The sequence below is a fragment of the Catellatospora bangladeshensis genome (assembly GCF_016862575.1).
In the GTDB taxonomy this organism is placed as follows: domain Bacteria; phylum Actinomycetota; class Actinomycetes; order Mycobacteriales; family Micromonosporaceae; genus Catellatospora; species Catellatospora bangladeshensis.
Window position 1 is genome coordinate 46,688 of the sequence record NZ_BONF01000038.1, and the last position, 26,419, is coordinate 73,106.

The 26,419-nt window shown below is 73.3% G+C and carries 22 protein-coding genes; 11 read left to right on the forward strand and 11 right to left on the reverse strand.

Features of this window, described 5'->3' with window-relative positions:
• The first annotated feature begins 35 nt into the window (after nucleotides 1-35).
• Entirely contained in the window at nucleotides 36-860 is an 825-nt protein-coding gene (locus Cba03nite_RS28980; RefSeq protein WP_203753007.1) for an HAD family hydrolase, read from the forward strand.
• Nucleotides 861-912: 52 nt separating this feature from the next.
• On the opposite strand, the gene Cba03nite_RS28985 is transcribed toward Cba03nite_RS28980, so the two are convergent.
• Nucleotides 913-1,443, reverse strand: a complete 531-nt coding sequence (locus Cba03nite_RS28985; RefSeq protein WP_275411624.1) for a bacterial proteasome activator family protein — start codon at nucleotides 1,441-1,443, stop codon at nucleotides 913-915.
• Nucleotides 1,444-1,639: 196 nt separating this feature from the next.
• Between Cba03nite_RS28985 and Cba03nite_RS28990 the strand changes: the two genes are divergently transcribed.
• From Cba03nite_RS28990 to Cba03nite_RS29000, 3 genes are all read left to right on the forward strand, one after another.
• Nucleotides 1,640-2,830: an ABC transporter substrate-binding protein gene (locus Cba03nite_RS28990; RefSeq protein WP_203752831.1), complete on the forward strand. Its 1,191-nt coding sequence runs from the start codon at nucleotides 1,640-1,642 to the stop codon at nucleotides 2,828-2,830.
• Nucleotides 2,830-3,261: an Lrp/AsnC family transcriptional regulator gene (locus Cba03nite_RS28995; RefSeq protein WP_203752834.1), complete on the forward strand. Its 432-nt coding sequence runs from the start codon at nucleotides 2,830-2,832 to the stop codon at nucleotides 3,259-3,261. The genes Cba03nite_RS28990 and Cba03nite_RS28995 overlap by 1 nt, the downstream gene beginning before the upstream one ends.
• A 65-nt stretch (nucleotides 3,262-3,326) precedes the next feature.
• The gene (locus Cba03nite_RS29000) at nucleotides 3,327-5,180 is read left to right on the forward strand and encodes a beta-propeller domain-containing protein (protein ID WP_203752836.1); all 1,854 of its coding nucleotides are present in this window, start codon (nucleotides 3,327-3,329) and stop codon (nucleotides 5,178-5,180) included.
• Nucleotides 5,181-5,254: 74 nt separating this feature from the next.
• Here Cba03nite_RS29000 and Cba03nite_RS29005 read toward each other — a convergent pair whose 3' ends face one another.
• The 3 genes from Cba03nite_RS29005 to mobA all read right to left on the reverse strand — a co-directional run bounded on the left by Cba03nite_RS29005 (nucleotide 5,255) and on the right by mobA (nucleotide 7,345).
• On the reverse strand, nucleotides 5,255-6,286 hold the full coding sequence (locus Cba03nite_RS29005; protein WP_203752839.1) for a T3SS (YopN, CesT) and YbjN peptide-binding chaperone 1: 1,032 nt from the start codon (nucleotides 6,284-6,286) through the stop codon (nucleotides 5,255-5,257).
• Between the two features lie 164 nt (nucleotides 6,287-6,450).
• Nucleotides 6,451-6,696: a DUF6457 domain-containing protein gene (locus Cba03nite_RS29010; protein ID WP_203752842.1), complete on the reverse strand. Its 246-nt coding sequence runs from the start codon at nucleotides 6,694-6,696 to the stop codon at nucleotides 6,451-6,453.
• Nucleotides 6,677-7,345 carry a molybdenum cofactor guanylyltransferase gene (gene mobA, locus Cba03nite_RS29015; RefSeq protein ID WP_203752845.1) on the reverse strand — a complete coding sequence of 223 codons (669 nt, stop codon included), beginning with the start codon at nucleotides 7,343-7,345 and terminating at the stop codon, nucleotides 6,677-6,679. The genes Cba03nite_RS29010 and mobA overlap by 20 nt, the downstream gene beginning before the upstream one ends.
• 95 nt (nucleotides 7,346-7,440) lie before the next feature.
• Here mobA and Cba03nite_RS29020 point away from each other — a divergent pair, with 95 nt between their 5' ends.
• Both Cba03nite_RS29020 and Cba03nite_RS29025 read left to right on the forward strand, forming a co-directional pair.
• On the forward strand, nucleotides 7,441-8,409 hold the full coding sequence (locus Cba03nite_RS29020) for a DUF4192 domain-containing protein (protein ID WP_203752848.1): 969 nt from the start codon (nucleotides 7,441-7,443) through the stop codon (nucleotides 8,407-8,409).
• A 117-nt stretch (nucleotides 8,410-8,526) separates the two neighbouring features.
• Nucleotides 8,527-9,420, forward strand: a complete 894-nt coding sequence (locus Cba03nite_RS29025; protein ID WP_203752851.1) for a fructosamine kinase family protein — start codon at nucleotides 8,527-8,529, stop codon at nucleotides 9,418-9,420.
• A gap of 82 nt (nucleotides 9,421-9,502) precedes the next feature.
• Here Cba03nite_RS29025 and Cba03nite_RS29030 read toward each other — a convergent pair whose 3' ends face one another.
• Together Cba03nite_RS29030 and Cba03nite_RS29035 are read right to left on the reverse strand one after the other, a co-directional pair.
• A complete protein-coding gene (locus Cba03nite_RS29030; protein ID WP_203752854.1) occupies nucleotides 9,503-12,112 on the reverse strand; it encodes a polynucleotide kinase-phosphatase in 2,610 nt (869 codons plus the stop codon).
• Nucleotides 12,109-13,518, reverse strand: coding sequence for a 3' terminal RNA ribose 2'-O-methyltransferase Hen1 (locus tag Cba03nite_RS29035; protein WP_203752857.1), 1,410 nt, complete (start codon nucleotides 13,516-13,518; stop codon nucleotides 12,109-12,111). The genes Cba03nite_RS29030 and Cba03nite_RS29035 overlap by 4 nt, the downstream gene beginning before the upstream one ends.
• A gap of 64 nt (nucleotides 13,519-13,582) precedes the next feature.
• On the opposite strand from Cba03nite_RS29035, the gene moaA reads away from it, so the two are divergent.
• The 5 genes from moaA (at nucleotide 13,583) to Cba03nite_RS29060 (ending at nucleotide 20,020) form a co-directional block, all read left to right on the forward strand.
• Complete coding sequence (moaA, locus tag Cba03nite_RS29040) at nucleotides 13,583-14,587, forward strand: GTP 3',8-cyclase MoaA (protein WP_203752860.1); 1,005 nt, start codon at nucleotides 13,583-13,585, stop codon at nucleotides 14,585-14,587.
• Nucleotides 14,584-14,832: a ubiquitin family protein gene (locus Cba03nite_RS29045; RefSeq protein ID WP_203752863.1), complete on the forward strand. Its 249-nt coding sequence runs from the start codon at nucleotides 14,584-14,586 to the stop codon at nucleotides 14,830-14,832. The genes moaA and Cba03nite_RS29045 overlap by 4 nt, the downstream gene beginning before the upstream one ends.
• A gap of 38 nt (nucleotides 14,833-14,870) precedes the next feature.
• Nucleotides 14,871-16,157 (forward strand): metallophosphoesterase, encoded by a 1,287-nt coding sequence (locus Cba03nite_RS29050; protein WP_203753012.1) that lies wholly within the window; start codon nucleotides 14,871-14,873, stop codon nucleotides 16,155-16,157.
• 71 nt (nucleotides 16,158-16,228) lie between these two features.
• A complete protein-coding gene (locus Cba03nite_RS29055) occupies nucleotides 16,229-19,297 on the forward strand; it encodes a UvrD-helicase domain-containing protein (RefSeq protein WP_203752865.1) in 3,069 nt (1,022 codons plus the stop codon).
• Nucleotides 19,298-19,405: 108 nt separating this feature from the next.
• Entirely contained in the window at nucleotides 19,406-20,020 is a 615-nt protein-coding gene (locus Cba03nite_RS29060) for a response regulator transcription factor (protein WP_203752867.1), read from the forward strand.
• A 74-nt stretch (nucleotides 20,021-20,094) separates the two neighbouring features.
• On the opposite strand, the gene Cba03nite_RS29065 is transcribed toward Cba03nite_RS29060, so the two are convergent.
• From Cba03nite_RS29065 to cpaB, 5 genes are read right to left on the reverse strand one after another with little or no spacing between them, the layout of a single operon-like run.
• Entirely contained in the window at nucleotides 20,095-21,024 is a 930-nt protein-coding gene (locus Cba03nite_RS29065) for a type II secretion system F family protein (protein WP_203752869.1), read from the reverse strand.
• Nucleotides 21,025-21,026: 2 nt separating this feature from the next.
• Nucleotides 21,027-22,925: a type II secretion system F family protein gene (locus Cba03nite_RS29070; protein WP_203752871.1), complete on the reverse strand. Its 1,899-nt coding sequence runs from the start codon at nucleotides 22,923-22,925 to the stop codon at nucleotides 21,027-21,029.
• Nucleotides 22,925-24,391, reverse strand: coding sequence for a TadA family conjugal transfer-associated ATPase (locus Cba03nite_RS29075; RefSeq protein ID WP_239126076.1), 1,467 nt, complete (start codon nucleotides 24,389-24,391; stop codon nucleotides 22,925-22,927). The genes Cba03nite_RS29070 and Cba03nite_RS29075 overlap by 1 nt, the downstream gene beginning before the upstream one ends.
• Before the next feature lie 5 nt (nucleotides 24,392-24,396).
• Entirely contained in the window at nucleotides 24,397-25,623 is a 1,227-nt protein-coding gene (locus tag Cba03nite_RS29080; protein ID WP_203752877.1) for a CpaE/TadZ family protein, read from the reverse strand.
• Between the two features lie 9 nt (nucleotides 25,624-25,632).
• Nucleotides 25,633-26,397, reverse strand: a complete 765-nt coding sequence (gene cpaB, locus Cba03nite_RS29085) for a Flp pilus assembly protein CpaB (protein ID WP_203752880.1) — start codon at nucleotides 26,395-26,397, stop codon at nucleotides 25,633-25,635.
• Between the last annotated feature and the right edge of the window lie 22 nt (nucleotides 26,398-26,419).

The window sequence follows — 26,419 nt, forward strand, 5'->3', positions numbered from 1 at the left end:
ACGTCGTACGGCAGGCGGAGCCGCGCAGCCACGCGCTGCACCCGGTCCGCCTGCCCAAGCTGGTCGCGACGGACCTGGACGGCACGGTGGTCCGGTCCGACGAGACCGTCAGCGGGTTCACCCACGCGGTCTTCGACCGGGTGCGCGCGGCCGGCATCCCCATCGTGGGGGCGACCGGCCGCGGCCCCCGGCTGGAGGAGCTGAGCCGGGTCGACCTGCCGCACGCCGACCTGCTGGTGCTCGGCGGCGGCGGGCGGGTGCTGGACCTGCGCGACCCGTCCGCGCCGCGGGTGCTGCGCGACGCGCGGCTGCCCGGCACGGTGGTCGCCGGCCTGGTCGCGGCGCTGGAGGCCCGGCTGGGACGGGTGAAACTGCTGGTCGAGGTGCTCGACGCGCAGCGGGCGCCGCTGTGGGGCGACGACGTCACCGACTGGCCGTACCCGGACGATCTGGTGACCCGGCCGCGCGAGGAGTCGCTCTGCTACGACGTGATCAAGGCGTTCGTGAAGACCGACGACACCGACGCGGACACGCTGCTGCGTACGGCGCGGGAGCTGGTGCCGCCGGAGACGGCCGCGTTCACCCATTCGGGTCTGGGCTGGGTCGAGGTGACCCCGCCCGGCGTGGACAAGGCCACCGGCCTGTCCGTGGTCGCCGCGGAGCTGGGCATCGACCCCGCCGACGTGCTGGTCTTCGGGGACATGCCGAACGACATCCCGATGTTCCTGTGGGCGGGACACCGGGTCGCGGTGGCCAACGCCCACCCGGAGGTGCTCGCCCTGGCCGACGAGGTGACCCTCTCCAACGACCGCGACGGCGTCGCCGTCTACCTGGACAGCCTGCTCAAGCGCGAGGGCTGAGACGGCTGCGCCCTTCCTGCCCCGATGGGCGGGAAGGGCGCCTCGCGCACGATCAGAGGTACTGGCCGGTGCTGGTGGTCTTGCCCGGCTCCGGGTGCGCGCCCGGCGGCAGGGCGGGCATGTTGCGCATCTGCTCCAGCTGCATGCGTGCGGCCATCTGCTGCGCGACCAGCGCGGCCTGGATGCCGTGGAACAGGCCCTCCAGCCAGCCGACCAGCTGGGCCTGGGCGATCCGCAGCTCGGCCTCCGACGGCGTGGTGCCCTCGGTGAACCGGACGGAGATGCGCTCCAGCTCGTCGCGCAGCTCGGGGGACAGGCCGTCCTCCAGCTCGTCCACGGAGCGGCGGTGGATCTCGACGAGGCGCTTGCGGCCCGCCTCGTCCAGGGGCGCGGCCCGGACCTCCTCCAGCAGCTGCTTGATCATGCTGCCGATGCGCATCACCTTGGCGGGCTGCTCGATGAGGCGGCTCGGGTCGTCCTCGCGGCCGGTGGCACCGTCCGCGGTCACCTCAACGGTGCCGATGGGACGGCCGTCCGGGCCGACGACCACTACGCTCTTCTCGTCGGGCTGCTGCTGGCTCACGGCGGACCTCCTCAGGCGGCGAACCCACCCATCCTAGATCCCGAGACAAGCGACAATGTTGATCATTGACGAGAGTCCCGGGACACGGTAGAACGCCACAGTGGGTCAAAGGAGCACGTGCCCACATCGTTCGGCGTCACCCCTGACGGACGGATCGCGAAATTCGCGTCCGGCCGATGCCACTCTGGAGGACACATTGGACGGCCTTGACCGTCGCAGGCTGCTTCGTCTGCTGACCGGTGTCGGTGTCGCCGGCGCGACCGGCGGGCTCGCTGCCTGCGGCAGCTCTTCGACGCCGACCAGCCGGAGCGGCGTCAGCATCGGTCTGCTCGTCCCCGCCACCGGAGCCAACAAGGCCATCGGCGCCGACCTCGAACTCGGCTTCCGGCTCTACCTCGACCTGCACGGCGGCATGCTCGGCTCCCGCCCGGTGCAGGTGATCGTCGAGGACGAGGGCGAGACTCCCAAGTCCGGCGGCGACGCCCTGGGCCGGCTGCTCGACCAGCACGTGCTCGCCGTCGCCGGGGTGGCCAACCCCGACCTGCTGCCCGCCGTCCGCGACAAGGTCGAGGAGTCGAAGGTCCCGCTGCTGGCCACGCACGCGACCCCGGCCGGCATGCCCAGCTCGAACTTCATCTGGCGCACCGCCTTCCTCAGCGACGAGCCCGCCCGCGCCATCGCGCTCTACCTGCGCCGCCGGATGGGTGGCAGCCGGGTCAGCCTGATCGGCGTCAGCAGCAGCTCGACCGCCGAGCTGTTCAACGGCTTCCAGCAGGTCTACGGCACCGGCTTCCAGGAGCCGATCACGGTGCGCGCCGGCATCAAGCCGACCGCGGCCGAGTTCGCCGCGGCCGCCGGCCAGATCAAGAACCAGAACCCGCGGGCGATCTTCTGCAACCTGCCCAGCACGCACCTCGACGCCTTCAAGGACGCGCTGCGGAACGCCGGCGGCAGCGCCCTGGCCGGCCTGCCGCTGTACGCGCCCGGCGTGGTGGCCGAGGGCGTCGCCCTGGACGCGCTCGGCGACGGCGGCCGCGGCCTCTACACCGCGATGCAGTACTCCGCGGACCTGAACAACGTGGCCAACCACTCCTTCTCGTCGCTGTTCCAGGCGAAGTACCAGCGCACGCCCACCGCGTTCGCGGTCGCCGCCTACGACGCGGCGGCGGTGCTGGACCAGGCGCTCACGCTGGCCGGGGACGGCACCATCACCTCGCAGCGGATCAACTCGCTGCTGTCCAGCGTCGGCCAGGTGATCAGCCCGCGCGGCAACTGGCAGTTCAACCAGAACCGCTCGCCGCAGCAGAAGTGGTACCTGCGCAAGGTCGAGAAGGACGGCCCCATCCTGTCGAACGTGCTGATCAGCGACCTCGCTACCCTCGGGTAGTGCAGTTGGACGACGTTGACCAGCGGATCATCGCCGCGCTCCTGAGCGACGCGCGCACCACGTACGCCGAGATCGGCTCGGTGGTGTCGCTGTCCGCTCCGGCGGTCAAGCGGCGGGTCGACCGGCTGCGTTCCGGCGGCGTCATCAAGGGCTTCACCGCCGTCGTGGACCCGGCGGCGGTGGGCGGCGGCACCGAGGCCTTCGTCGAGCTGTTCTGCACCGGGCGCACCACCCCGGCGCAGATCACGCAGGCCACCCGCCGCCATCCGGAGGTGGTCGGGGCGTACACCGTCTCCGGCGAGGCCGACGCGCTGGTGCACCTGCGCGCGGCCGACATCGCCCACCTGGAGCAGGCGCTGGAGCGGCTGCGCGCGGAGCCCTTCATCACCAGCACCCGCAGCATGATCGTGCTGTCCCGCCTGGTCGACTGAGGCCGTCCCCGGCGCTGCCCGGCGCGACGGGAGCCGGACCGCCCGGCGGCGCGTCGAAGACGGGCATGAGACGAACTGTGCTGTGTCTGGCGGCGCTGCTGCTCCTGGCGGGCTGCACGGTCACCGACGAGCCGCCGCGATCGGCCGAGGAGCCGACTCCAGGACCCGCCCCGGAGTTACGGCTGGTGGCGTACGACTCCTGCGATGAACTGCTCAAGTCGGTCCGCACCGCCGCCAAGGAGGCGGTGCGGCCCTGGGGCTTCGACCACGGCGGCATGATGTGGGCGACAGCGGCGGACAGCGGGATGCGGGCGGCAGGGGGCCCGCAGGCGCTGTCCGACAAGGCGGCCCCCGCGTACTCCGGCACGAACACGCACGAGGCCGGGGTCGACGAGCCGGACATCGTCAAGACCGACGGCCGCCGCATCGTGACCGTGCTCGGCGAGACGCTGCGGGTCATCGACGCGGCCTCCCGGCAGGCGACCGGCTCGCTGCACCTCGGCCCCGGCTCGCACCAGCTGCTTCTACAGGGTGACCGGGCGCTGGTGCTCACGGCAGGCTGGGGCCTCCCGGCGGGTTGGGACCTTCCGGCGGCCCGCGGGCTGGCCGACAGCGCCCGCATGCGGCCCGGCATGTCCGCCACCCGGGTACGCCAGGTGGACCTGACCGGCGCGCCGAAGGTCACCGGCTCCTACGAGATCGGCGCCGAGCTGACCGACTCGCGGATGGTCGGCGGGGTCGTGCGGGTCGTGGTGACGTCGCACCCGCTGATCGAGTTCCCGTGGCGGGACAAGCTCACCGACTCCGAGCGCATCGCCGCCAACCGGAAGCTGATCGACCAGGCGCCACTGGAGAAGTGGCTGCCCGCGTACACCAGTGACGGGGTCGCCGGGCGGCTGGACTGCGGCGACGTCAGCCGCCCGGACCGGTTCAGCGGCACCGCCACGGTGACCGTGCTCAGCTTCGACCTCGCGGCCGGGCGGGCGCTCGGCGACGGCGCGCCGGTGGGCGTGCTGGCCGACGCGAACACCGTCTACGGCAGCGGCCCGCACCTGTACCTGGCCCACGACGAGCGCTGGCGCGGCGACCAGGCACTCGGGCGCACCGAGCTGTACATGTTCGACGTGACCGGGCCGCGGCCGGTCTTCGCCGCCTCCGGCAGCGTGCCGGGCTGGCTGCTCAACCAGTACTCGCTCAGCGAGCACGACGGGGTGCTGCGGGCCGCCACCACGACGGGTCAGCCGTGGGGCAGCCAGCCGAGCAGCGAGTCCACCGTGTACACACTGCGCCGCGACGGCGGGCAGCTGCGGCAGCTCGGCAAGCTGGGCGGGCTGGGCAAGGGCGAGCGCATCTACGCGGTGCGCTTCCTCGGGCCCGCCGGCTACGTGGTGACCTTCCGGCAGACCGACCCGCTCTACGCCGTGGACCTGCGCGACCCGGCCCGCCCGCGGCTCACCGGCGAGCTGAAGATCCCCGGTTTCAGCAGCTACCTGCACCCGCTGGACGGCGGGCGGCTGCTCGGCGTCGGGCAGGACGCCACCGAGCAGGGCAGGACCACCGGCCTGCAGGTGTCGCTGTTCGACGTCGGCGGCAGCGACCCGAAGCGCCTGGACCAGCAGAAGATCGCGCACGGCTGGAGCGAGGCCGAGCACGATCCGCACGCGTTCCTGTACTGGCCGGACACCCGGATGCTGGTCGTGCCGTACATGGCGTACGACGGCGGGCAGCGGGCGGGCGCGCTGGTCTACCGGGTGGGCAGCGACCGGCTGGAGAAGATCGGCGAGGTGAGCCGGGCCGAACTCAGCTATCCGCGGCGCTCCCTGGTGGTCGGCGACACCCTCTGGGTCGTCGGCGACACGGTCGCCGTGGCGACCCCGCTGGCCGCCCCCGGCCCGGCCCTGGCGCGGGTACTGCTGTAATCACCCTGTGAACGAGGCTCCCGCCACGCTGTTGGGACAACGCGGCGGGAGCTTCGTTCACGAAAAGGCAGAGGTCAGAGGTACTGGCCGATGCGGGTCTCGGACGGCGGGGTGATGGCGGGCTTGTCGCCCTCGCCGAAGAAGCGCTTGCCGCCGAACTCGCCGTGCAGCCGGTCGTCCAGCTCGTCGGCCAGGCCGGTCATCACCTGGATCGCCAGCGCCAGGTGGCTGGCCTGGAAGTCGCGGCCGAACACCGGGATCGAGGCCCACACGGTGCCCGAGGTGCAGTAGAGCCGGCCGATCGGCATCCGGTTGGTCAGCTCGGACAGCTTCACGAACAGCTTCTCGCCCGGCTCGATGTCGGTCAGCACCGGCGAGAACACGTCGATCAGCGGCGGCTCGTCGCGCACCCGGACGAACACCATCGCCGAGCCCGCCCGGATGCCGATGTCGCCGTCACCGTCCACCTGCAGCGCGTCCGGGTCGGTCTTCAGCATCGCGGACACCACGATGCGCACCCGGTCGGCCAGGTCCAGGCCGCTGGCGTCCAGCGAGTCGATGGACGGCAGGAACGCGTCCACGGTGGACTCGTGCCGGGCGGTGGCCAGCGGCTCGACGGCGACCGGCTCCTCCTCCTGGTCGTGCGCCTCGTAGACGAGGAACGCCGGGTGCGGCGCACCGTAGACGTCGCGCAGCGTGCGGGTGATGACCGCGGCCAGCGCGTCCGGCGCGCCGGTCATGCCGAAGTTCTCCCGGGAGCCGGCCACCACGCCGGGCGGCGACCAGCCCAGCGCGACCATCGCGGCGATCGCGGGCCGCTCCAGCCGGAAGCCCTCGGGCAGATTCGCGTTGCTGACCGCCCGCGCCTGCAGGGTGCCGTCGACGAGGTGCTCCACGCTCACGCCGTACACCGCTGAGCCGGTGCCGGAGGCGGTCGGGTCGAGCGCCAGCTCCAGCTCGGCCCCGACGGGCAGCGCGGGCAGGACCCCGGCCAGCGCGCGGGCGAAGTCACGCCACGCCTCGGCGACCTTCGCATGCAGGTCCGCGGTGGTGGGCTCGTCCAGCAGCCCGGCCTCGGCCAGGCCCGGGTTCGACAGTTCCGACATCGGCACGCCTCCTCGTCGAACCTGGCTCATCCCCCGGGATGCCTGTGGACAAACCACGTTCCTCCGTCACCGAGACATTACCGACCGGAATACTGTTCGCGTAGTCGGCCTTTTGACGCGAGAAACCGATTACGCGCCGATCGGCGTCGATGGCATCCGAGGGGTCAGGACGGTTCGGCGGCGCCCATACGCTGGGCGAGCGCGCTCAAGCGGGCGGCCAGCTCCGCGGGATCGCCGCCCCGGCCGACCGCCAGGCCGAGCAGGAACGCCCCGACCGGGGCGCCCGGCCGTACGGTGTTGTGCGCGACGTCACGGGCCAGGTCCAGGATCAGCGTGACGTCAACGTCGGCGCGGGGCACCCCCAGCTCCGCGCAGGCCGCCTCGGTGAAGTCATGCAGGTCGACGCTCATGGCGTGCCTCCTCGTCCTCCTCGTCGCCGCCGGCGGCGACGGTTCGATCCTCCCGGCCGGCGCGCTCGGCCCGCGCCAGCTCGTCCGGGGTGTCGCAGTCGTACCACGGCGGCGGGCCGTCCCCGGCCCAGGCCACCTGCGCCACGTCCACGCCGTCCAGCAGCCTCCGCATCGACGCCCCGTGCGGGTCGGCCGGCAGCGCGGCCCGCAGCGCGGCGATGCGCCACATCGCGCACAGGTGCTGCCGCCGCCCGCCGTTGTCCACGAAGAGCGCCACGCCGGGCGCGGCACTCCGGTCCGTCTCGCCGGTGAGGCTGTCGGCCAGCGCGCCGATCGCATCGGCGGTCAGGAACGGCAGGTCCGCCGCGGTGATCAGGACCAGGCCCGCCGCGGGCAGGTGTGCGGCGCCCGCGGCGAGCGCGGCGACCGGACCGCCGCCCGGCGGCTCCTCGCGCGTCAGCACCGCGTGCTCGGGCAGCTCGGGGGCCAGCTCCGGCGGGCCCACCACGATCAGCGGGCGGGCGGCGGCGACCGCGGCGAGCACGCGCCGCAGCATCGGCACCCCACCCACGGGCAGCAGCGGTTTGGCGGGATCGCCCATCCGGCGGCCCGCGCCTCCGGCCAGCACCAGCGCGGCGTACGCGCTCATCGCACCTCCCCCGGCCCTGTGGACGGACCGGCGTGTCGTCCACAGGAAAACGATCATCGCTGTTCCCGTGCGGCAGCGGCGGCGAGGCTGCCCGCATGACCACGGACACCCCGGCCTACCGCCTCACCGAGCGGGCCGACCTGCTCGGATACGCGCCCTACCTGCTCGGCTTCCATCCGGCCGACAGCGTCGTCGTGATGGGACTGCGCGGCGACCGCATCGTCGTCGCTGCCCGCGCCGACGTCGCCGGGCCCCGCACCGAGACGGTACGCCGCTTCGCGCAGGTGCTGCGCGCGGCGGGCCGGGGCCGGGACGCGGTCGGCTCGGTCGTGCTCCTCGGCTACGGGCCCGGCGCCGGGGCGGCCGACGCGACCAGGCACGCCGCCGACGCGCTCGACGCGCGGGGCTACCACGTACGCGAGGTGCTGCTGCAGGACGGCGACCGCTACCACTGCTTGCAGTGCGACCGGTGCACCCCGGCGGAGGGCGCCCGGTTCGACCCGAGCGCCACGGCCGCGGCGGCGATGGCCACGTACGAGGGCCTGGTCGCCCTGCCGGACCGGGACGCCGTCGAGCGCCAGGTCGAGCCGGTCGGCGGCCTCGCCGCGGCCGCCATGACCCAGGCCGTCGACCGGGCCGAGGAGCGCCTGGCCGCCCTGCTCGCCGACGGCGGCGACGCGGCCCTGGTCACGGCGGGGGAGGCAGCCGTCGAGGCGGCGCTGGACGTGGCCGGGACCGGCGGCCGCCTCGATGACGACGCCGCCGCCTGGCTCATCGTGCTGCTGCACGACCTGCGCTGCCGTGACCACGCCTGGCAGCGCACCGACGCCGCCGCCTGGCAGCACGAGCTGTGGCTGGACCTCACCCGCCGCGCCGAGCCGGCCCTCGCCGCCCCGCCCGCCGCGCTGCTGGCCTGGTCCGCCTGGCGCGCCGGCAACGGCGTGCTGGCCCGCGCCGCCCTCGACCGCGCCCTGCACGCCGACCCGGCGTACTCCCTGGCCCACCTGCTCACCGACGCCCTGGACCGCGCCGTCCCACCCCACTCCATCCACCCCTGGCCCTGAACGGAAGGGCACCTTCCTCAGCTCGCGTCAGCGAGATGAGCGGCAGCCCAGCACGCGTTGCGTGATAGAAGGTGCCCTTCTCAACCTCTGCGGTCCGCGCGGCTCAGAATGGGAGCCGTGGATCTGGCCTACCTGCGTGCGCACCCGCACCTGCTGCCGACGTTCCTGCATCACCAGCGCATCCGGGAGACCCCGGTCGACGGCGGGTCGATCTGCCACACCAGCAGGCTGACCTTCGACGACGGCGAGTCGATCTTCACGAAGTCGTGGCCCGAGGCCGGTGGGCGGGCCCCGGGCGGGTTCTTCGCCGCCGAGGCGAACGGGCTGCGCTGGCTGGCCGAGACGGGCACGGTGGCCGTGCCCGAGGTGCTGGTCGACACGCCGGACCTGCTCGGCATGGCCTGGATCGAGCACGGGCAGCCGTCGGCGCGGGCCGCCGAGGAGTTCGGGCGCGCCCTCGCCGGGCTGCACCGGGCCGGGGCACCCGCGTTCGGGGCGGCCTGGGCCGGCTTCCACGGCTCCGCCCCGATGGACAACACGCCCGGTCCGGGGCCGTGGCACGCGTGGTACGCCGAGCGGCGGCTGGCCGCGTACCTGCGGCTCTCCGTGGACCGCGGCGCGCTGGAGCAGGCCGATATCGCCCGCGTCGAGCGGGTGATCGCAGGCGTGGACCGGGTCGGCGGTGACGAGGCGCCCGCGCGCATCCACGGCGACCTGTGGACGGGCAACCTGCTGTGGGGTGCCGACGGGCGCTGCTGGCTGGTGGACCCGGCGGCGCACGGCGGCCACCGCGAGACCGACCTGGCCTACCTGGGCCTGTGGGGCGGGGCGCCGCACCTGGAGCGGATCCTGTCGGCGTACGCCGAGGCCTGGCCCCCCGCCGACGGCTGGCGCGAGCGCACCCCGCTGCACCAGCTCTCCATGTACCTCCTGCACACGGCCCTCTTCGGCGCCGCCTTCGCCCCCGGCGTCCGCGACACCACCGCCGCCTGCCTCCCCCTCATCACCTGACCCGTGCAGGCAGCAGTTTCGGGGAAAGTGCGGCTTCCGGGAGGCCGGTAGGTGCAGTTTCCCCGAAACTGCCGAGCCGCCTCTAGAGGCGGGGGTCGGTGGGTTCGGATTCGCTCGCGAGGATCGCGAAGACGAGTTCGTGTACGCGCCAGAGCGGCCCGTCGCGGCCGACCGTGTCCAGGGCGGCGAGGCCCAGGCCGTGCTCGCGCAGGGCGAGCGCGCGCTTGCGGCCGAGCTTGCGCTGGCGGAGGCGGGCGAGCTGGTCCGGCTCGGTGTAGGAGGGCCCGTAGATGATGCGCAGGTACTCCCGGCCGCGGCACTTCACGCCGGGCTGCACCAGGCCTTTCGCGCCGCGCACGGAGAGCCCGGCGTACGGCTTCACCACCATGCCCTCGCCGCCCGCGCCGGTCAGCGCGAGCCACCAGTCCGTCGCCTCGGCGATCGCGCCGTCGGAGGCGTCCCCGGTCAGGTCGAGCACCAGGCGGCGGGTCGGGGTGAACGCCGCCGGATCGGCCGCGACCAGCCGGTCGGCCACGGACAGGTGCCAGCCGTGGTCGGCGTCGGTGAACGACCGGCCCTCCGCCGCGAGCACCGCGAACGGGGCGAGCGTGATCCCGTCGACCCCTTCGACGGGGGCGACGTACCGGCGGTAGGCGTCGGTGAAGGCGTGCACGTCACGCAGGACGCCGCCGAGCCGCTCACGCTGGGCGGCCACGTCCAGCCCGCGGGCGGCGGCCACGTCGAGCACCTCCAGGGCGGCGGGCAGTGCGGCCCGGCCGGCGGCGCCGACCGCGGCGTACTGGTGGATCAGCGGCTGCGCCTTGGCCGACCAGGGCAGCAGCTCGCAGTCGAGCAGCAGCCAGTCGGTGTCCAGCTCGTCCCACAGCCCGGCCGCGGTGACCGCGGCGCGCACCTTGGCCAGCAGCTGCTCGGTGCGGTCCGGGTCGAAGAAGGGCCGCCCGGTGCGCGTGTAGATCACGCCGGTGGCGCCGTCGTCGACGAAGCGCTTGGCGGCGACGGCCGCGTCCTTGCAGACCAGCACGACCGCGCGGGAACCCATGTGCTTCTCCTCGCAGACCACCCGGTCCACCCCGGCGGCGCGCAGGTCGGCCAGCGCCTCGGCCGGGTGCTCCAGGTAGCCGTCCACGGCCGAGGTCGAGGACGGGGCCATGGTCGGCGGCAGCCAGAGCAGCCAGCGCGGGTCGACCGCGAACCGGCTCATCACCTCCAGCGCCGCCGCGGAGTGCTCGGCGGGCACGGTAACGGTGCCGTACGGCGTCTGCACGTGCCGGCGCCCGGTGACCTCGGACAGCCACAGCGCCCCCGCCGCACGATCGGGCACCGGGGCGGCCCGCAGCGGGCGGGCCGGCTCGTAGTACCGCTCGGTGGCGGTGACCTCGACCAGCTCCCGCTCGGGGTAGCGCAGCGCGGTCAGCTTGCCGCCGAACACGGCTCCGGTGTCCAGGCAGATGGTGTTGTTGACCCACTCCGGGACGACCGTGGGCGTGTGACCGTAGACGACCATGGCACGGCCGCGGTACTCCTGCGCCCACGGGTAGCGCACGGGCAGGCCGAACTCGTCGGTCTCGCCGGTGGTGTCGCCGTACATGGCGAAGGAGCGCACCCGGCCCGACGCCCGGCCGTGGTAGGCCTCCTTCAGCCCGGCGTGCGCGACCACCAGCCGGCCGCCGTCCAGCACGTAGTGGCTGATCAGGCCGTCCAGGAACGGAGCCAGGCCGTCGACCGGGTCGGCCGCCAGCTGCGCGACGGTCTCGGCGAGACCGTGGGTGAGCTGCACCTGCCGCCCGCGCAGGTGGCGCAGCAGCTTGTTCTCGTGGTTGCCGGCCACGCACAGCGCCCGGCCTCCCGCGATCATGTTCATGACCAGGCGCAGCACGCCGGGCGAGTCCGGCCCGCGGTCCACCAGGTCGCCGACGAACACGGCGGTACGCCCCGCGGGGTGGCTCGCGTCCACCGCCCGCCCGGACGCGTCCCGGGTCAGCTCCCAGCCGAGCGCGGTGAGCAGCCGCTCCAGCTCGGCCCGGCAGCCGTGCACGTCGCCGACCAGGTCGAACGGGCCGGTCAGCTCGGTGCGGTCGTTGAACAGCTTCTCGTAGCGCAGCTCGACGGCGTCGGGATCCTTCACCACGTACACCTTGCGGAAGCCCTCGCGGGCCAGCCGGTTCAGTGAGTGCCGCAGGTCGCGGTGCTGGCGGCGCAGCACCTCGCGGCCGAACGCCCGGTCGGGCCGGGCCTGCGTGCGCTCCCAGCACAGCGGCTCGGGCGTGTCCACGACGATCGCCACCGGCAGGACGTCGTGCGCTTTGGCGACCTCGACCAGGGCGGTGCGGGCGTGCTGCTGCACGTTCGTCGCGTCGACCACGGTGAGCCGCCCGGCCCGCAGCCGCTTGCCCGCGACCAGGTGCAGCACCTCGAAGGCGTCCTTCGTGACCGACTGGTCGTTCTCGTCGTCGGCGAGCAGCCCCCGGAACGCGTCACTGGACAGCACCTGGGTGGGCAGGAAGTGCCGGCGCGCGAAGGTGGACTTGCCCGATCCGGAGATGCCGACCAGCACGACCAGCGACAGCTCGGGCAGCGTGACGACGGTGGGATCACCAGCCCGGCCCGTCCGCTCGGCGAAGGTGCCGGCGGCGGCCGGCTCGGTCGTGGTGGGTTCGTCGTGCTCGGTCATGCGGGCACCTCCTCGGCGACGGCGGTCTCGGTCTTCGTGAACAGGGCCAGCTGGGTCGGCGGGCCGACCTCGGGATCGGCGTCGCCGACGTCGCGCAGCGCATACGCGTAGCCGTAGTCGGCGGCGACCCGGTCGCACCAGGCGGTGAACTCGGCGCGGGTCCACTCGAAGCGGTGGTCGTCGTGCCGGTGGCCGCCCTCGGCCAGGCCCTCGTAGCGCACGTTGTACTCGACGTTGGGCGTGGTCACCACGACCGCGCCCGGCTTGGCGTCGCCGAACACCGCGGCGCACAGCGCGGGCAGCCGGGGTGCGTCCAGGTGCTCGATGACCTCCATCAGCACGGCGGCGTCGTACCCGCGCAGCCGCTCGTCGACGTAGGTCAGCGCGGACTGGATCAGCTTGATCCGGGCGCGCTGCCGGTCGGGCAGCCGCTTGAGCCGCAGCCGCCGCTCGGCGATCTCCAGCACCTTCGGCGACACGTCCGCGCCGACGATCTCGGTGTAGCGCCGGTCCCGGATCAGGTCACCCAGCAGCGCGCCCCCGCCGCAGCCCAGGTCGAGGACCCGGGTCGCGCCGGTGTCGGCCAGCGCGGCGAGCACGGCGGCGCGCCGGCGTACGTTCAGCGGCTTGGTCTTCTCCACCGCGGGGCCCTCGGCGACGGAGTCGTCGGCGGGCGCCTCCTCCAGCGGAGCCAGCGCCGCGTCCGCCTTCGCGGCCAGCGCCCGGCTGTGCGCCAGGTAGCGCCGGATGATCAGCGCCCGTTCCGGGTGCCCGGCCAGCCAGCCGTCGCCGGCGCGCAGCAGCTTCTCGATCTCGTCGGGCGCGACCCAGTAGTGCTTGGCGTCGTCCAGCACGGGCAGCAGCACGTAGAGGTGGTTCAGCGCGTCGGCCAGGCGCAGCTCGCCGGTGAGCGTCAGGTCGACGTAACGGCTGTCGCCCCACTCCGGAAACGCCGGGTCGAGTGGCAGCACGGTGCCCCGCACCGTCCAGCCGAGCGGCGTGAACAGGCGCTCGGCCAGCTTCAGCCCGCCCTTGGCGCGCAGCGACGGCACGCCGATCTCCAGCGGGATCGCGGTCGCGGCCAGCTCGGGCCGGTCCTTGGAGACACCGCGCGCGGCGGTGCGGAAGACGCGGTTCAGCGCGGCGGCGAGCAGGCTGGACGCCGCGTACGGCCGGTCGTTGACGTACTGGTTGAGCTGCTGCCCGTCGGCGCGGGTGTCGGCCAGCCGTTGCGGGTCGATCTCGACGAGCAGCGCGGCGGTGCAGCGCTGCTCGCTCGCCTCCGGGTACAGCACGGTGGCCGTACCGCTGCTGAGGTCGAAGGTGTGCACCCGGTCCGGGTGCTTCACCAGCAGGAAGCCGAGGTCGGTGGCGGGACGGTGCGTGGTCGAGAGGGTCAGCAACACGGCCGGGATCCTGCCAGGTGGCCAGGGACCGCGCATGCCGTTAACGGCGCGGTAGGTTCGTAAGGTGACCTCCGCGCACCCTGGACTGATCGACCGGTACGGCCGTCGCGCCGTCGATCTGCGGGTCTCGCTGACGGATCGGTGCAACCTGCGCTGTTCGTACTGTATGCCCCCGGAAGGCCTCCCCTGGCTGCCGAAGGCCGAGATCCTCACCGACGGCGAGGTGCTCCGGCTGATCACGATCGCGGTGACCCGGCTCGGCGTCGAGGAGGTGCGCTTCACCGGCGGGGAGCCGCTGCTGCGCCCCGGCATCGTGGACATCGTGGCCGGTTCGGCGGCGCTGTCGCCCCGGCCCCGGCTCTCGGTCACCACGAACGGCATCGGCCTGGCCCGCCTCGCCGTGCCGCTGCGCGACGCCGGGCTGGACCGGGTCAACGTCTCGCTGGACACCATCGACCCGGAGCGCTTCGCCGCGATCGCGCTGCGCCGCCGCTTCCAGGACGTGATCGACGGGCTGTCCGGCGCCGCCGCGGCCGGGCTGACCCCGGTGAAGCTCAACGCGGTGCTGCTGCGCGGCGTGAACGACGACGAGGCCCCCGCGCTGCTGCGATTCGCCCTTAAGCACGGGTACGAGCTGCGTTTCATCGAGCAGATGCCGCTGGACGCCCAGCACGGGTGGAGCCGCGACAAGATGGTCACCGCGGACGAGATCCTGGCGTCGCTGACCACGGAGTTCGACCTCACCCCCGACCCCGCCGAGCGGGGCGGCGCACCGGCCGAGACGTGGCTGGTCGACGGTGGTCCGGCGAAGGTCGGCGTGATCGCCTCGGTGACCCGGCCGTTCTGCGGCGACTGCGACCGGACCCGGCTGACCGCCGACGGGCAGGTGCGCAACTGCCTGTTCGCCCGGGGCGAGACCGACCTGCGCGGGCTGCTGCGCGGCGGGGCCGAGGACGAGGAGATCGCGCAGCGCTGGCGGGACGCGATGTGGGGCAAGATGCCCGGTCACGGCATCGACAACCCGCGCTTCCTGCAGCCCACCCGGCCCATGTCCGCCATCGGGGGATGAACGTGATCACGATCCGCTACTACGCGGGCGCGCGCGCCGCAGCCGGGGTCGGCGAGGAGCGCCTGCCCGCGGGGCTGGACCTGACCCAGCTGGTCAAGGAGCTGAGCACCGCGCACGGGGACCGGCTGGGGCGGGTGCTCCTTTCAGCCAGCTTTCTGGTTGACGGGCTAGCCTGGCACGACCGCCGCGCGCCCATTCCGTCCGGCGCGACCGTGGACGTGCTTCCGCCCTTCGCCGGCGGGTGAAAGGACACCCCGTGCTGCAAGCAGTGCTGTTCCTCAGCATGGTGCTGGTCGTCGTCGGCCCGATCCACTGGTATCTGTGGAAGCGGCTGGTCAAGGACACCACCACCACGCGGCGCGGGCGCCGGATCGGCACCGCGGCGATCGTCGCGCTGGCGGTGGCGCTGCTGGCGGCGTTCATCGTGCCCCGGGTGATCGGCGCGAAGGCGTCCTGGATCATCCCGCTGGTCGGCTACATGTGGCTGGCCGTGCTGTTCTACCTGCTGGTCGTCCTGCTCGTGCTGGAGATCCCCCGGCTGGTCGCCAACCGCATCTGGGCCCGCGGCCCGATGCGGGCGGTTGCTCCGGACGCGGTCGGCACCGCACAGGCCGAGCCGGTGCGCGTAGCGGCCACCTCCGCGGAGGCCGCCCTGGCCGAGCCGGGCCTGCCTGAGGCAGCCGCGCGACCGGCGGACGGTCCGCCCGCGAACGGCCCCCTTCCCCCGGCTGCCGGGCCGGTCGATCCGTCGCGGCGGCTGCTCATCGCCCGCGGGGCGGCGATCTTCGCGGGGCTGACCGCGGTCGGCATCACCGGGTACGGCGTCCGGACGGCACTCGGTGACCCGGTGCTGAAGCGGGTGCAGATCCCGCTCGCGAAGCTGCCGCGCGGCCTGGACGGCTACAAGATCGCCCTGGTCAGCGACATCCACCTGGGCCCGCTGACCGGCGTCGAGCACAGCCGCCGCATCGTGCGCTCGATCAACGGCATGAACGCCGACCTGATCGCGGTGGTCGGCGACCTGGTCGACGGCAGCGTCGCCGAGCTGGCCGACGAGGCGGCGCCGCTGCGTGAGCTGAGCTCCCGCGACGGGGCCTACTTCGTCACCGGCAACCACGAGTACTTCTCCGGCGCCGAGGAGTGGCTGGTCGAGGTGGACCGGCTCGGCATGCGGCCGCTGCAGAACGAGCGGCTGGAGATCCGCGGCCTGACCCTGGCCGGCGTCAACGACCTGAGCGGCGGCGACCTGGGCGAGGGCGGGCCGGACTTCGGCAAGGCGCTGGACGGCCGCGACCCGGCCAAGCCCGTCGTGCTGCTCGCGCACCAGCCGATCCAGGCGTTCGAGGCGGCGAAGCACGGCGTCGACCTGCAGCTGTCGGGGCACACCCACGGCGGGCAGATGGTGCCGTTCAACCTGATCGCGGGGCTACAGCAGCCGGTGATCTCCGGCCTCGGCGAGGTGGACGGCACGCAGGTGTACGTCACCAACGGCGCCGGCTTCTGGGGCCCGCCGGTGCGGGTCGGCGCGCCGCCGGACATCACCCTGATCGAGCTGCGTTCGCAGGCCTGACCTGCGGCGCCGCGCGCGGTCGCGGTGCCGCGTGAGGTAACAACTCTCACTGAAGCGCGTGGCGGTTGCCAATGGACCCGCCACACATGTCAGGATGCGACGTGCCCCCCGTCTGGACCGCTGATCTGCATATCCACTCGCGGTATTCGCGTGCGTGCAGCAAGGACCTCGAGCTGCCCACGCTGGCGTGGTGGGCGCGGCGCAAGGGCGTGGCACTGCTCGGCACCGGCGACGTCACCCACCCGGCCTGGTACGAGCACCTGCGCGAGCAGCTGCGCGAGGCCGAGCCCGGCCTGTACCGGCTGTCCCCCGAAGCGGAGCGGGACGTGGCGCAGCGGCTGCCCGCCCGGCTGGCCGCGGGCGAGCCCGCCCGGTTCATGCTCAGCGCGGAGATCTCCACGATCTACAAGCGCGGCGAGCGCACCCGCAAGGTGCACCACCTGATCTACCTGCCCGACCTGGAGGCCGCGCAGCGCTTCCGCGACCGGCTGGGCCGGGTCGGCAACCTGGCCAGCGACGGCCGCCCGATCCTGGGCCTGGACTCGCGGGACCTGCTGGAGATCACCCTGGAGGCGAGCCCGGACGCGTACCTGGTCCCGGCGCACATCTGGACGCCCTGGTTCTCGGCGCTGGGCTCCAAGTCGGGCTTCGACGCGATCGCCGACTGCTACGCCGACCTGGCCGGGCACATCACGGCCGTGGAGACCGGCCTGTCCAGCGACCCCGCAATGAACCACCGGGTGTCCAGCCTGGATGGATACGCCCTGGTCTCGAACTCCGACGCCCACTCGCCGCAGGCGCTGGCCCGGGAGGCCACCCGCTTCGACTGCGCGCTGGACTACCACGCGCTCAAGGCCGCGCTGGCGGGCGCGCCGGGCCTGGCCGGGACGATCGAGTTCTTCCCCGAGGAAGGCAAGTACCACGGCGACGGGCACCGCGACTGCGGCGTGAACTGGACCCCCGCCCAGTCGAAGGCCACCGGCGGGATCTGCCCGGTGTGCCACCGGCCGCTGACCATCGGCGTGCTGGCCCGGGTCGAGGCGCTGGCCGACCGGCCCGAGGGCGCGCCCGCGCCGAACGCCCGCCCGGTCACCCACCTGGTGCAGCTGCCGGAGATCGTCGGCGAGCTGGAGGGCGTCGGCCCGAAGACCCGCACCGTCGAGGGCAGGGTGAACGCCCTGGTCGCGGCGCTGGGCTCGGAGCTGGACATCCTCCTGGACGCCCCGCTGGACGAGGTGACCGCCGCCGGCGGCGAGCTGCTGGGCGAGGCCCTGCGCCGCCTGCGCGCCGGCCGGGTGACCCGGGTGCCCGGCTACGACGGCGAGTACGGCGTGATCCGCCTGTTCGAGCCGGCCGAGCTGCGCCCGGCCGCCGCCGCGGACACCCTGTTCGACCTGCCCGCGCCGGTCGCGCCCACCGCACCGCGCAAGCCGCGTGCGCCGAAGGCAGCCCCGAGCAAGCCCGCGGTACGCCGTACCAAGCCGGTCTCCGCGCCGCCGCTGCCGCCGCCGCCCTCGCCGCACGAGCCGTTCGAGCCGATGCTGGCCGGGATGGAGGAGGTCGGCACCGGCCTGCTGGACCGCCTCGACGCGATGCAGCGGGTGGCCGCGTCCGCGCCGGGCGGCCCGCTGCTGATCGTGGCCGGTCCGGGCACCGGCAAGACCCGCACGCTGACCCACCGCCTGGCGTACCTGTGCGCCGAGATGAACGTCTACCCCGAGGACTGCCTGGCCATCACGTTCACCCGGCGGGCCGCCGAGGAGCTGCGGCACCGGCTGGGCGGCCTGCTCGGGCCGGTCGCCGAGGACGTCACCGTAGCCACGTTCCACTCGCTGGCGCTGTCGGTACTGCGCGAGCAGGAGCCCGACCTGGTGGTCACCGACGAGCCGGGCGGCGAGGGGGTCGCGCTGGACGAGCTGATCCCGCGCCTGGTCGCGCTGCTCAAGGCGCAGCCGTCGCTGGCGGACAAGCTGCGCTCGCGCTGGCCGTGGGTGTTCGTCGACGAGTACCAGGACGTTGACGCCGACCAGTACGCGCTGCTGCGGCTGCTGGTGCCCAGCGACGGCAACCTGTGCGCGATCGGCGACCCGGACCAGGCGATCTACTCGTTCCGGGGCGCGGACGTCTCGTTCTTCCTCCAGTTCTCCCGCGACTTCGTCGACGCCCGGGTGGTGCGCCTGACCCGCAACTACCGCTCGTCGGCGCCGATCCTGGCCGCCGCGACGCAGGCCATCGCGCCCAGCTCGCTGGTGCCGGGGCGGCGGCTGGACCCGGCCAAGGTCGACCTGGAGGCGCCGCTCATCGGCGTCTACCCGGCGAGCAGCCCGGCCGACGAGGCGGCGTTCATCGCCCGCAAGGTCGACGAGCTGGTCGGCGGCGTGTCCCACCGCACCCGCGCGGACGTACGCGGGGTGACCGGCACGACGGTGTCCTTCTCCGACATCGCGGTGCTCTACCGCACCGACGCGCAGGCCGCGGCGATCGTGGACGCGCTGTCCCGGGCCGGGGTGCCGGTGCAGAAGCGCTCGCACGACCGGCTGCGCAGCCGGGCCGGGGTCAACACGCTGCTCGCGGAGCTGCGCCTCGCGAACGGGCTGACCGGCTCGGTCGCGGCCCGGCTGAAGCTGACCGCGAAGGTGCTCATCGAGCGCCCGGCCCTGGGCGGCGGCTCGCCCGAGCCGGACGAGGTCTGGGCCGCGGTCGACCTGCTCACCCCGCTGGCCCTGCGCTGCGGCCAGGACCTGCAGCGTTTCCTGGGCGAGGTGGCCACCGGCGCGGAGGTCGACGCGCTCGACCCGCGGGCCGAGGCCGTCACCCTGCTCACCCTGCACGCCGCGAAGGGCCTGGAGTTCCCGGTCGTCTTCCTGGCCGGGTGCGAGGACGGGCTGCTGCCGCTGCGGCTGCCCGGCTCGGCGCCCACCGAGGCCGAGGTGGCCGAGGAGCGGCGGCTGTTCTTCGTCGGGCTGACCCGGGCGCAGCGGCGGCTCTACCTGAGCCACGCCGCCCGGCGGGTGCGCTACGGCAGCGAGCGCGACTGCCGCCCGACCCCGTTCCTGGCGCCGGTCGACGCCGGGCTGCTGGAGCAGCTCGGCGACCAGGCTCCACGTCGACCCCGTGACCAGCAACTACGCCTGATCTGACGAATCGTGGGACCCGAACGGCTGAGTTCGGTGACATGACAGTGACACCGACGGGGGCGGCGGCGCTGAGTAGGACAAGAGTGTCCCCAGCGTCACAAGGAGCGTCCCTTGTCGGTCAAGCTTGTCGCGGTCGACCCCGTCACGCTGGTGCGCCTCGGGTACAGCGCCGCCTGCGCGTCCCATCCCGATATCGACCTGGTGGGCCAGGCCGCGACCGGCGAGGAGACGATCAACCTCATCAGCGACCTGGATCCGGACGTGGTCACCATCGACGCGTCCATCCCGGGCCAGGGTGGCCTGCAGCTCGCGGCCGAGCTGCGCACGCAGCGCCCGCAGCTGGGCCTGGTGCTGACCGGCCCCGCCGAGGACGGCCTGCTGCTGCAGGCCCTGCAGGCCGGGCTCTCGGCGTACCTGCCGCGCACCGCGCCGGTCGAGCTGCTGCTGTCCGCGGTGCGCCACGCGGCGGTGGCTCCGGCCTCGTTCACCGCGCCGAACCTGGCCGAGGCGATGGCCCGCCGGCGCACCCGTTCCACCACCCTCAGCCCGCGCGAGGAGCAGATCCTGCGGCAGCTGCACGACGGCGGCAGCCTGGCCGCGATCGCGTCGCGCATGCGGCTGACCGAGTCGACGGTGCGCACCTACGTCGCCCGGCTCTACGACAAGCTCGGTGTGCACAACCGGACCCAGGCCCTGCAGGCCGCGGCCCGGCTGTACCTGATCTGACCCTCGGCCCGGATACGGCTGAAGCTCCGTTCACGCCTGCCGGAGCGGCGCGAACGGAGCTTCGACCAGCCGTGTCAGCGGGCCGCGAAGTTCTCGACGATCTTGACCGCGCCCGGTCCGATCACCACGATGAACACCGCCGGGAACAGGCAGAGGATCAGCGGGAAGATGATCTTCACGGGAAGCTTGCGGGCCTGCTCCTCGGCGCGCTGGCGGCGCTTGATCCGCATCTGCCGGGCCTGCTCGCGCAGCACGCCTGCGATCGGGATACCCAGCTCACCCGCCTGCACCAGCGACGTCGCGATGGTTTTCAGCTCGGGCACGCTGGTGCGGGCGGCCAGGTCGCGCAGCGCCTCGGCGCGGCGCCGGCCCATCTGCATCTCCTGCAGCACCCGCGCGAACTCCCGCGACAGTGCACCCGGCATCGTCTGGGCCACCTGTACGAGCGCCGAGTCGAAGCCCAGACCCGCCTCCACGGAGAGCGTGAGCAGGTCGAGCGCGTCCGGCAGCTGACGGCGGATCTCCTGCTGGCGGCGCAGAGCCCGGTCGTAGACCGCGATGAACGGCACCCAGAACCCGAACGCGGCGGCGAGCACCACAGTGAGCACGAGCGTCGTGCCGGCGAAGTCCAGCACGAACCCGAACGCGCCGCCGACGAAGGCGAAGAGCAGCAGCGAGATGCCCTGCATCTCCATGATCCGCTCTGGCGGCCAGGCCACCGGGTTGCCCGCCAGGTCCAGCCAGACCTGCAGCCGCGCCGTCGCGCCCCGCGGGGTCAGCACCCGGCCGAGCGCGGAGACCTGCCGCGCGGCGGGCTTGAGCCGGTCGCCGAGGCTCTCCTCGGCGACCGCCGCGCTGCCGGGGGCATACACGGTGTCGATGGTCTCCAGTGCCTTGGCCACGCCGGCGCGGCCCACGCTCGCCGAGGCCAGCGTGACCACGGCGACCAGGATGGCCAGGAAGATCGCGCCGATCCCGACGTTGAGGAGGATCTGCTGGTTCACGGTCACACCTCGATTCGGATCATCCGCGACAGCCAGAAGCCGCCGACCGAGATCAGGACAACCCCGACGATGCTCATCATGATGCCGAGCGGGTGGGTGTACAGCGGGCGGATGTAGTCCCCACGCAGGAAGATCATGAACAGCGCCAGCCCGATCGGCAGCCCCAGCAGCACCCACGCGCTGAGCCGGCCCTCGGCCGACAGCGAGCGGACCTCGCGGTACAGCTCCTCGCGCTCACGCATGGACTCGACCGTGGTGGTCAGCACCTCGGCGAGATTGCCGCCGACCTCGCGCTGCACGCGGACCGCCACCACCGCCCACGACAGCTCTTGGCTGCGCATCCGGGTGGCGACGCGGTCCAGTGCATCCTCGATGTCGACACCCAGCCGGGTCTCGCCGAGCGCCCGGCCGAACTCCGCGGCGATGGGGTTCGGCAGCTCCCGGGACATCGCCTCCACGGCCTGCGTCAGCGAGAAGCCCGACCGCAGGGAGCCGACCACCAGTTGCAGCGCGTCGGGCAGCAGCTCACGGAACGCCGAGACCCGCTTCGCCGCCCGGTTGCGGTGGTAGAGGGCGGTCAGCGCCCAGCCGAACACCGGGCCGAGCAGCAACGCCGGCACGGGTCCCAGCAGCAGGCCGAGCAGCAGCGCGACGACGAGGCTGACCGCGGCTCGCAGCAGCAGCCACTCGTGCGGGCGCAGCCGCATCCCCGCCCGGTCCAGCTGCAGCGCCAGCCGCCCCTCGGCGTTGGCCGACTTGACGACCTGCTCGGACAGCGCCAGTGCGGCGGCCGCGACCTGGCTGTTGGCGTCACCGGCCGGTCCGCTGCGGCGGACCGGCATGGTGAACTGCTCCACCTGCGCCAGCCGGCGGCGTCGCTCCGAGGCGGACATGACCGGGGTCACCACCAACAGGGCCACCCCGAGCAGCGCAAGGAACACGAGCCCGGCCACGGCCCACAGCCACCACGGGGCGGGGGGTGCGGCGGGCTTGCCCACCAGCGGACCGGCCGCTTTGGTGTCGACGGCGAAGGTCACCGGCACCTCCGTGGTCACGCCCCCGGCGGTCACCGCAAGCCGCGTCTGGCGGCCGGACAGCGCCGCCGGGACGTCGACCCGCACCAGCAGGTTGGCGCTGAACGAGCCGGAGGCCTCGGCGAACGCAGCGCTGAGCGCGGCCGCGTCGGCGGCCGTACGCGCCGTGCCGCCGGTGCCCGTGGCCAGTCCGGCCAGCACGTTGGCGGTCGTGTCGGGGGTCTTGAAGGCGATGGTGTCGACGGGGATCGTGCCGACGGCCTTCTGCACCGCGGCCAGGTTCGAGGTGGACGCGGTGTCGGCGCCGTCGGACAGCGCGACGATCCGGCGCTGCCCCCACTTTCCGCCGCCAAGCATCACCGAAGCCAGCCGGACGCCGTCGTAGAGGGCGGTCTCCCCCTTGGCGGCCAGCCCGTCCACCGCGCGCAGCGCGGCGGTGCGGTCCTTGGTCGCCTTCTGCAGCACGGCCGCCGGAGCACCGGCGGTGATCACGCCGATCTCCACATCGGCGGGCACGGTGCGCAGGAAACCGCGGGCGGCCTCCTGGGCCGCCTTGATCGGCTCGCCGGCCATGGATCCCGAAGTGTCGAGGACCAGCACCACACCGCGGCGCGGCGTCGCGGCGGTGGCCGTCGCGACCACCTCCTGCGCGGCGACTCGCAGGTCCTGGCCGTCGGCGGACACGCTCACCTGGCCCAGGGACCGGCCGGCCGGCAGGTCGACCGCGGACAGGTAGAACTCCACCAGGCCGGCCTCCTGGCGCAGCCCGGACACGGTCAGCGCGGGCGCGGCAGCGACGGCCGGTGCGCCCACGCCCAGCAGCAGGGCGGCTGCCGCGGCGGGCAGCACGGTCAGCATCCGGCGCATCACATACCCCTGCCGTAGAGCTCGGGGGCGATGGTGATGCCGTGGTCGGCGAGCTGGTCCACGAAGCGCGGCCGCAGCCCGGTGCTGACCAGCGCGCCCTGGTGGCGGCCAAACTGGTCCTGGCCCGCGCGGAAGTCGAAGGTGTACAGGTCCTGCATGGTGAGCACATCGCCCTCCATGCCGGTGACCTCGGTGATGTGCGTGATCCGGCGCGAGCCGTCGCGGAGCCGGGACAGCTGGACGATGATGTCGACCGCGCTGGCGATCTGCTCGCGGACCGCGCGTATCGGCAGGTCCATGCCCGCCATCAACACCATCGTCTCCAGTCGGGCGACCGAGTCGCGCGGGGAGTTCGCGTGCACGGTGGTCAGCGAGCCGTCGTGGCCGGTGTTCATCGCCTGCAGCATGTCGAGCGCGGCGCCGTCGCGGACCTCGCCGACGACGATCCGGTCCGGGCGCATGCGAAGCGCGTTGCGCACCAGGTCGCGGATGGTCACCTCGCCCCGGCCCTCGACGTTCGGCGGGCGGTACTCCAGGCGCAGCACGTGCTCCTGGGCCAGCCGCAGCTCGGCGGAGTCCTCGATGGTGATGATGCGCTCATCCGCGGGCAGGAACGAGGAGACCACGTTGAGCAGCGTGGTCTTGCCGGTGCCGGTGCCGCCCGAGATCAGGATGTCCAGGCGACCCTGGACGCAAGCGCGCAGCAGGTCGGCGACGCGTGGCGACATGGTGCCGAAGCTGATCAGATCGTCGACGGTGAACGGGTCGGCGGCGAACTTGCGCACGGTCAGCGCGGCGCCGTCGAGCGCGATCGGGGGCACCACCGCGTTGACCCGGCTGCCGTCGGGCAGGCGGGCGTCGACCATGGGGGACGACTCGTCGATGCGGCGCCCGATCCGGGAAACGATCTTGTCGATGACCCGGCGCAGGTGCGTCTCGTCCATGAACGCCGCGTCCACGGCGTGGATGTGGCCAAACCGCTCGACGTAGATGCGGTCCCAGGCGTTCACCATGATCTCGGTGACCTCGGGGTCGCGCAGCAGCGGCTCGATCGGGCCGTGCCCCAGGATCTCGTCGAGGATCTGGCGGTACGCCGTGGACCGGTCGCCGGCGGTGAGGTTGGCCTCCTCGTTCGCGAGCACCTCGGGCAGGCTCTCGCGCACCCGGCGCTCCAGCTCGGCGTCGTCCGAGACGGTGTCGTAGAGCTGCGGTCCGAGCAGCTCCAGCAGCGCCTGGTGCGCTCGCTTGCGTACGGCCGCGAGCGGGTCGTACGCCCGCCGGGTGTTGCGCCGGCCGAACTGGATCGCGCTGACCGGCACGGCGGAGACGGGCATGGTGTGTGAACCCGCGACCGGCATGCCGCCGGCCGCGCCGGAGGCCTCGTTCACGCTGCCGAGGCGCTCGCTGAGCACGCCCGGGCTCGCCGGGGCGGGGGTGCGCCGGCCGAGTCGATCCTGCAGTGACATCGGTGTCAGCCCTTCTTCCGTGCGAAGATCCCGCGCTTGACGGGGGCGGTGCCCAGGAACCGCTTCTCGGCCAGCTCGCGGATCGCGCCGCTGACCGGGTGCTGCGGCTGCCCGGTGGCGAGCGGCACGCCGCGGTTGGCCGACAGCGGCACGTCACGGCTGCTCGGCACGAAGCCGGCGATCGGCACCCGGATGACCTTCTCGATCTCCGTCATGGTCAGCCCGACCTTGGAGTCGGCCCGGTTGAGCACGACGGTGCGGGCCTCGCGCCGGTAGTCGAGCAGGTCGAACATGTCGAGGGTGACCCGCAGGTTCTTGAGGGAGGGCAGCTCCGGCGTGGCCACCAGCACGTAGTGGTGGGTGGCGTCCAGGGCGGCCAGCATCTGCTCGGTGAACGCGCTCGCGGTGTCGATCACCACGAAGTCGTACATGCCGCGAGCCAGGTGGATGACTTCCGTGATCAGATCACGGGTCACCTCCTCCGCCTGGGCCGGCTGCACCGGGGCCAGCAGGACGTCCACCGACACCCCGGCGCTCGGCTCGTAGCGCGTCAGCAGGGTGCGCAGCCCGGTCTCGTCGATCCGGTCCGCGACCGGGACGGCGTCGGCGATGGTCCGCTGCGGCGAGAGCTGCAGCATGATGGCGACATCGCCGAAGGCCAGGTCGAGGTCGATCAGGCAGACCCGGCGGCGCCCCGTCGCCTTGGTGCCCTGCGCCAGGGTGATCGCCAGGTTGGTGGCGATGGTGCTCTTCCCGCAGCCGCCCTTGGCCGAGAAGACCGTGATGACCTGGGCCTCCGCCATCTCCTCGAAGTCGGCGGCGGCCGGTGCCGGGCCGCCCGGCACCGAGGCCCGGCCGGTCGGCCGGGCCTGCTTCTGCACGAGCTGCCGGGACAGGTCCCGGGACCGGGCGCTAGCGGCGAGCAGCGCGGCGTGGTCGGACGGATCCACCACCTCGCGCACGCCCGCCTTGAGCGCGTCGGCCAGCACCTGCACGTCGAGCTCCGGACGGAGCAGGATCACCCCGAGTTCCGGGCGGCGCAGGCGGCACTGACCGGCGAACTCCACCGCGTCGGCGAGCGGCGCGCCCGGGCCGAACAGCACCAGCTGCTCGTCCCGGTCGGTGTTCACCTGCTCGACCAGCGCCTGCGCCGACTCCACGACCACCGCCTCACCCAGCAACGTGGCCAGGTGATGGGCGTAGCGGCGGTCGGCCTCGTAGATGATCGTCATGTCGTTGCCTCAGCGCAGCAGGGTGCGGTTGTCCACACCGGCCCCGAGGCGCGCCTCGGAGGTGTCGGTGAGCAGGGACAGGTAGAGCTCTCCGATGCGCAGCGAGTGGATGACCTTCTCCGCGTCGGCCTGCGTGACCGAGATGGTGACCAGTAGCGTCACCTTGCCGGTCTCCGCCGCCTCGCCGCTGGCCTGCTGCGCCGAGGTGACGCCGTCCGCGCCGTATGCGCCGACGGCCAGCACCTCGACCCGCGGCAGCAGCAGCCGGGTGCTGTAGTTGGACTCGCCGGTGGCCTCCTTGTAGGCCTTGTCGGCCAGCTTGAAGGTGCCGAAGACGGCGATCTGGGAGCCGGGCCGGACGAACCCGCCCACCTCCTCCTCGGCGGCGAGCTTCAGGCTGACCGCCATCATCTTCTCCGGCACGGCGACGCCGCCGGACAGCTTGGTCGCGGCCCCGAACATGCCCTTGAGCATCAGCTGGCGCGGCTGCACATCGTGCGTGAGCACCAGCTCGTCCAGCTCTGCCGGGATCTCGACCAGGCTGTCGGCCGGCAGCGCGCCGGCCGGCATGACCATCGGCTCCAGCAGTTCGCGCGCCCGCACCGAGGCGCCGGTGGTGCCGGCCGGGATGCGCTGCTTCGCGACGAGCACCGTCACCGCGGTCTGCCCCGCGGCGACCGAGTTGCGGGTCTTGCTCACGTAGAGCAGGACGGCGGCCGTGCCGACCACCGCCAGGACGAGGGCGAGCACCACGCCGAGAATGCGCCGGGTCATGTCTGATTCCTTCTTTGGTACG

Coding starts and splice junctions, on each gene's coding strand:
- cpaB (WP_203752880.1), bottom strand. CDS start 26,397: ATGACCCGGCGCATTCTCGGCGTGGTGCTCGCCCTCGTCCTGGCGGTG.
- Cba03nite_RS29070 (WP_203752871.1), bottom strand. CDS start 22,925: ATGCGCCGGATGCTGACCGTGCTGCCCGCCGCGGCAGCCGCCCTGCTG.
- mobA (WP_203752845.1), bottom strand. CDS start 7,345: ATGAGCGCGTACGCCGCGCTGGTGCTGGCCGGAGGCGCGGGCCGCCGG.
- Cba03nite_RS29075 (WP_239126076.1), bottom strand. CDS start 24,391: ATGTCACTGCAGGATCGACTCGGCCGGCGCACCCCCGCCCCGGCGAGC.
- Cba03nite_RS29000 (WP_203752836.1), top strand. CDS start 3,327: ATGAGACGAACTGTGCTGTGTCTGGCGGCGCTGCTGCTCCTGGCGGGC.
- Cba03nite_RS29005 (WP_203752839.1), bottom strand. CDS start 6,286: ATGTCGGAACTGTCGAACCCGGGCCTGGCCGAGGCCGGGCTGCTGGAC.
- Cba03nite_RS29010 (WP_203752842.1), bottom strand. CDS start 6,696: ATGAGCGTCGACCTGCATGACTTCACCGAGGCGGCCTGCGCGGAGCTG.
- Cba03nite_RS29045 (WP_203752863.1), top strand. CDS start 14,584: ATGAACGTGATCACGATCCGCTACTACGCGGGCGCGCGCGCCGCAGCC.
- Cba03nite_RS29030 (WP_203752854.1), bottom strand. CDS start 12,112: ATGACCGAGCACGACGAACCCACCACGACCGAGCCGGCCGCCGCCGGC.
- Cba03nite_RS29020 (WP_203752848.1), top strand. CDS start 7,441: ATGACCACGGACACCCCGGCCTACCGCCTCACCGAGCGGGCCGACCTG.
- Cba03nite_RS29080 (WP_203752877.1), bottom strand. CDS start 25,623: ATGACGATCATCTACGAGGCCGACCGCCGCTACGCCCATCACCTGGCC.
- Cba03nite_RS29050 (WP_203753012.1), top strand. CDS start 14,871: ATGGTGCTGGTCGTCGTCGGCCCGATCCACTGGTATCTGTGGAAGCGG.
- Cba03nite_RS29055 (WP_203752865.1), top strand. CDS start 16,229: ATGGACCCGCCACACATGTCAGGATGCGACGTGCCCCCCGTCTGGACC.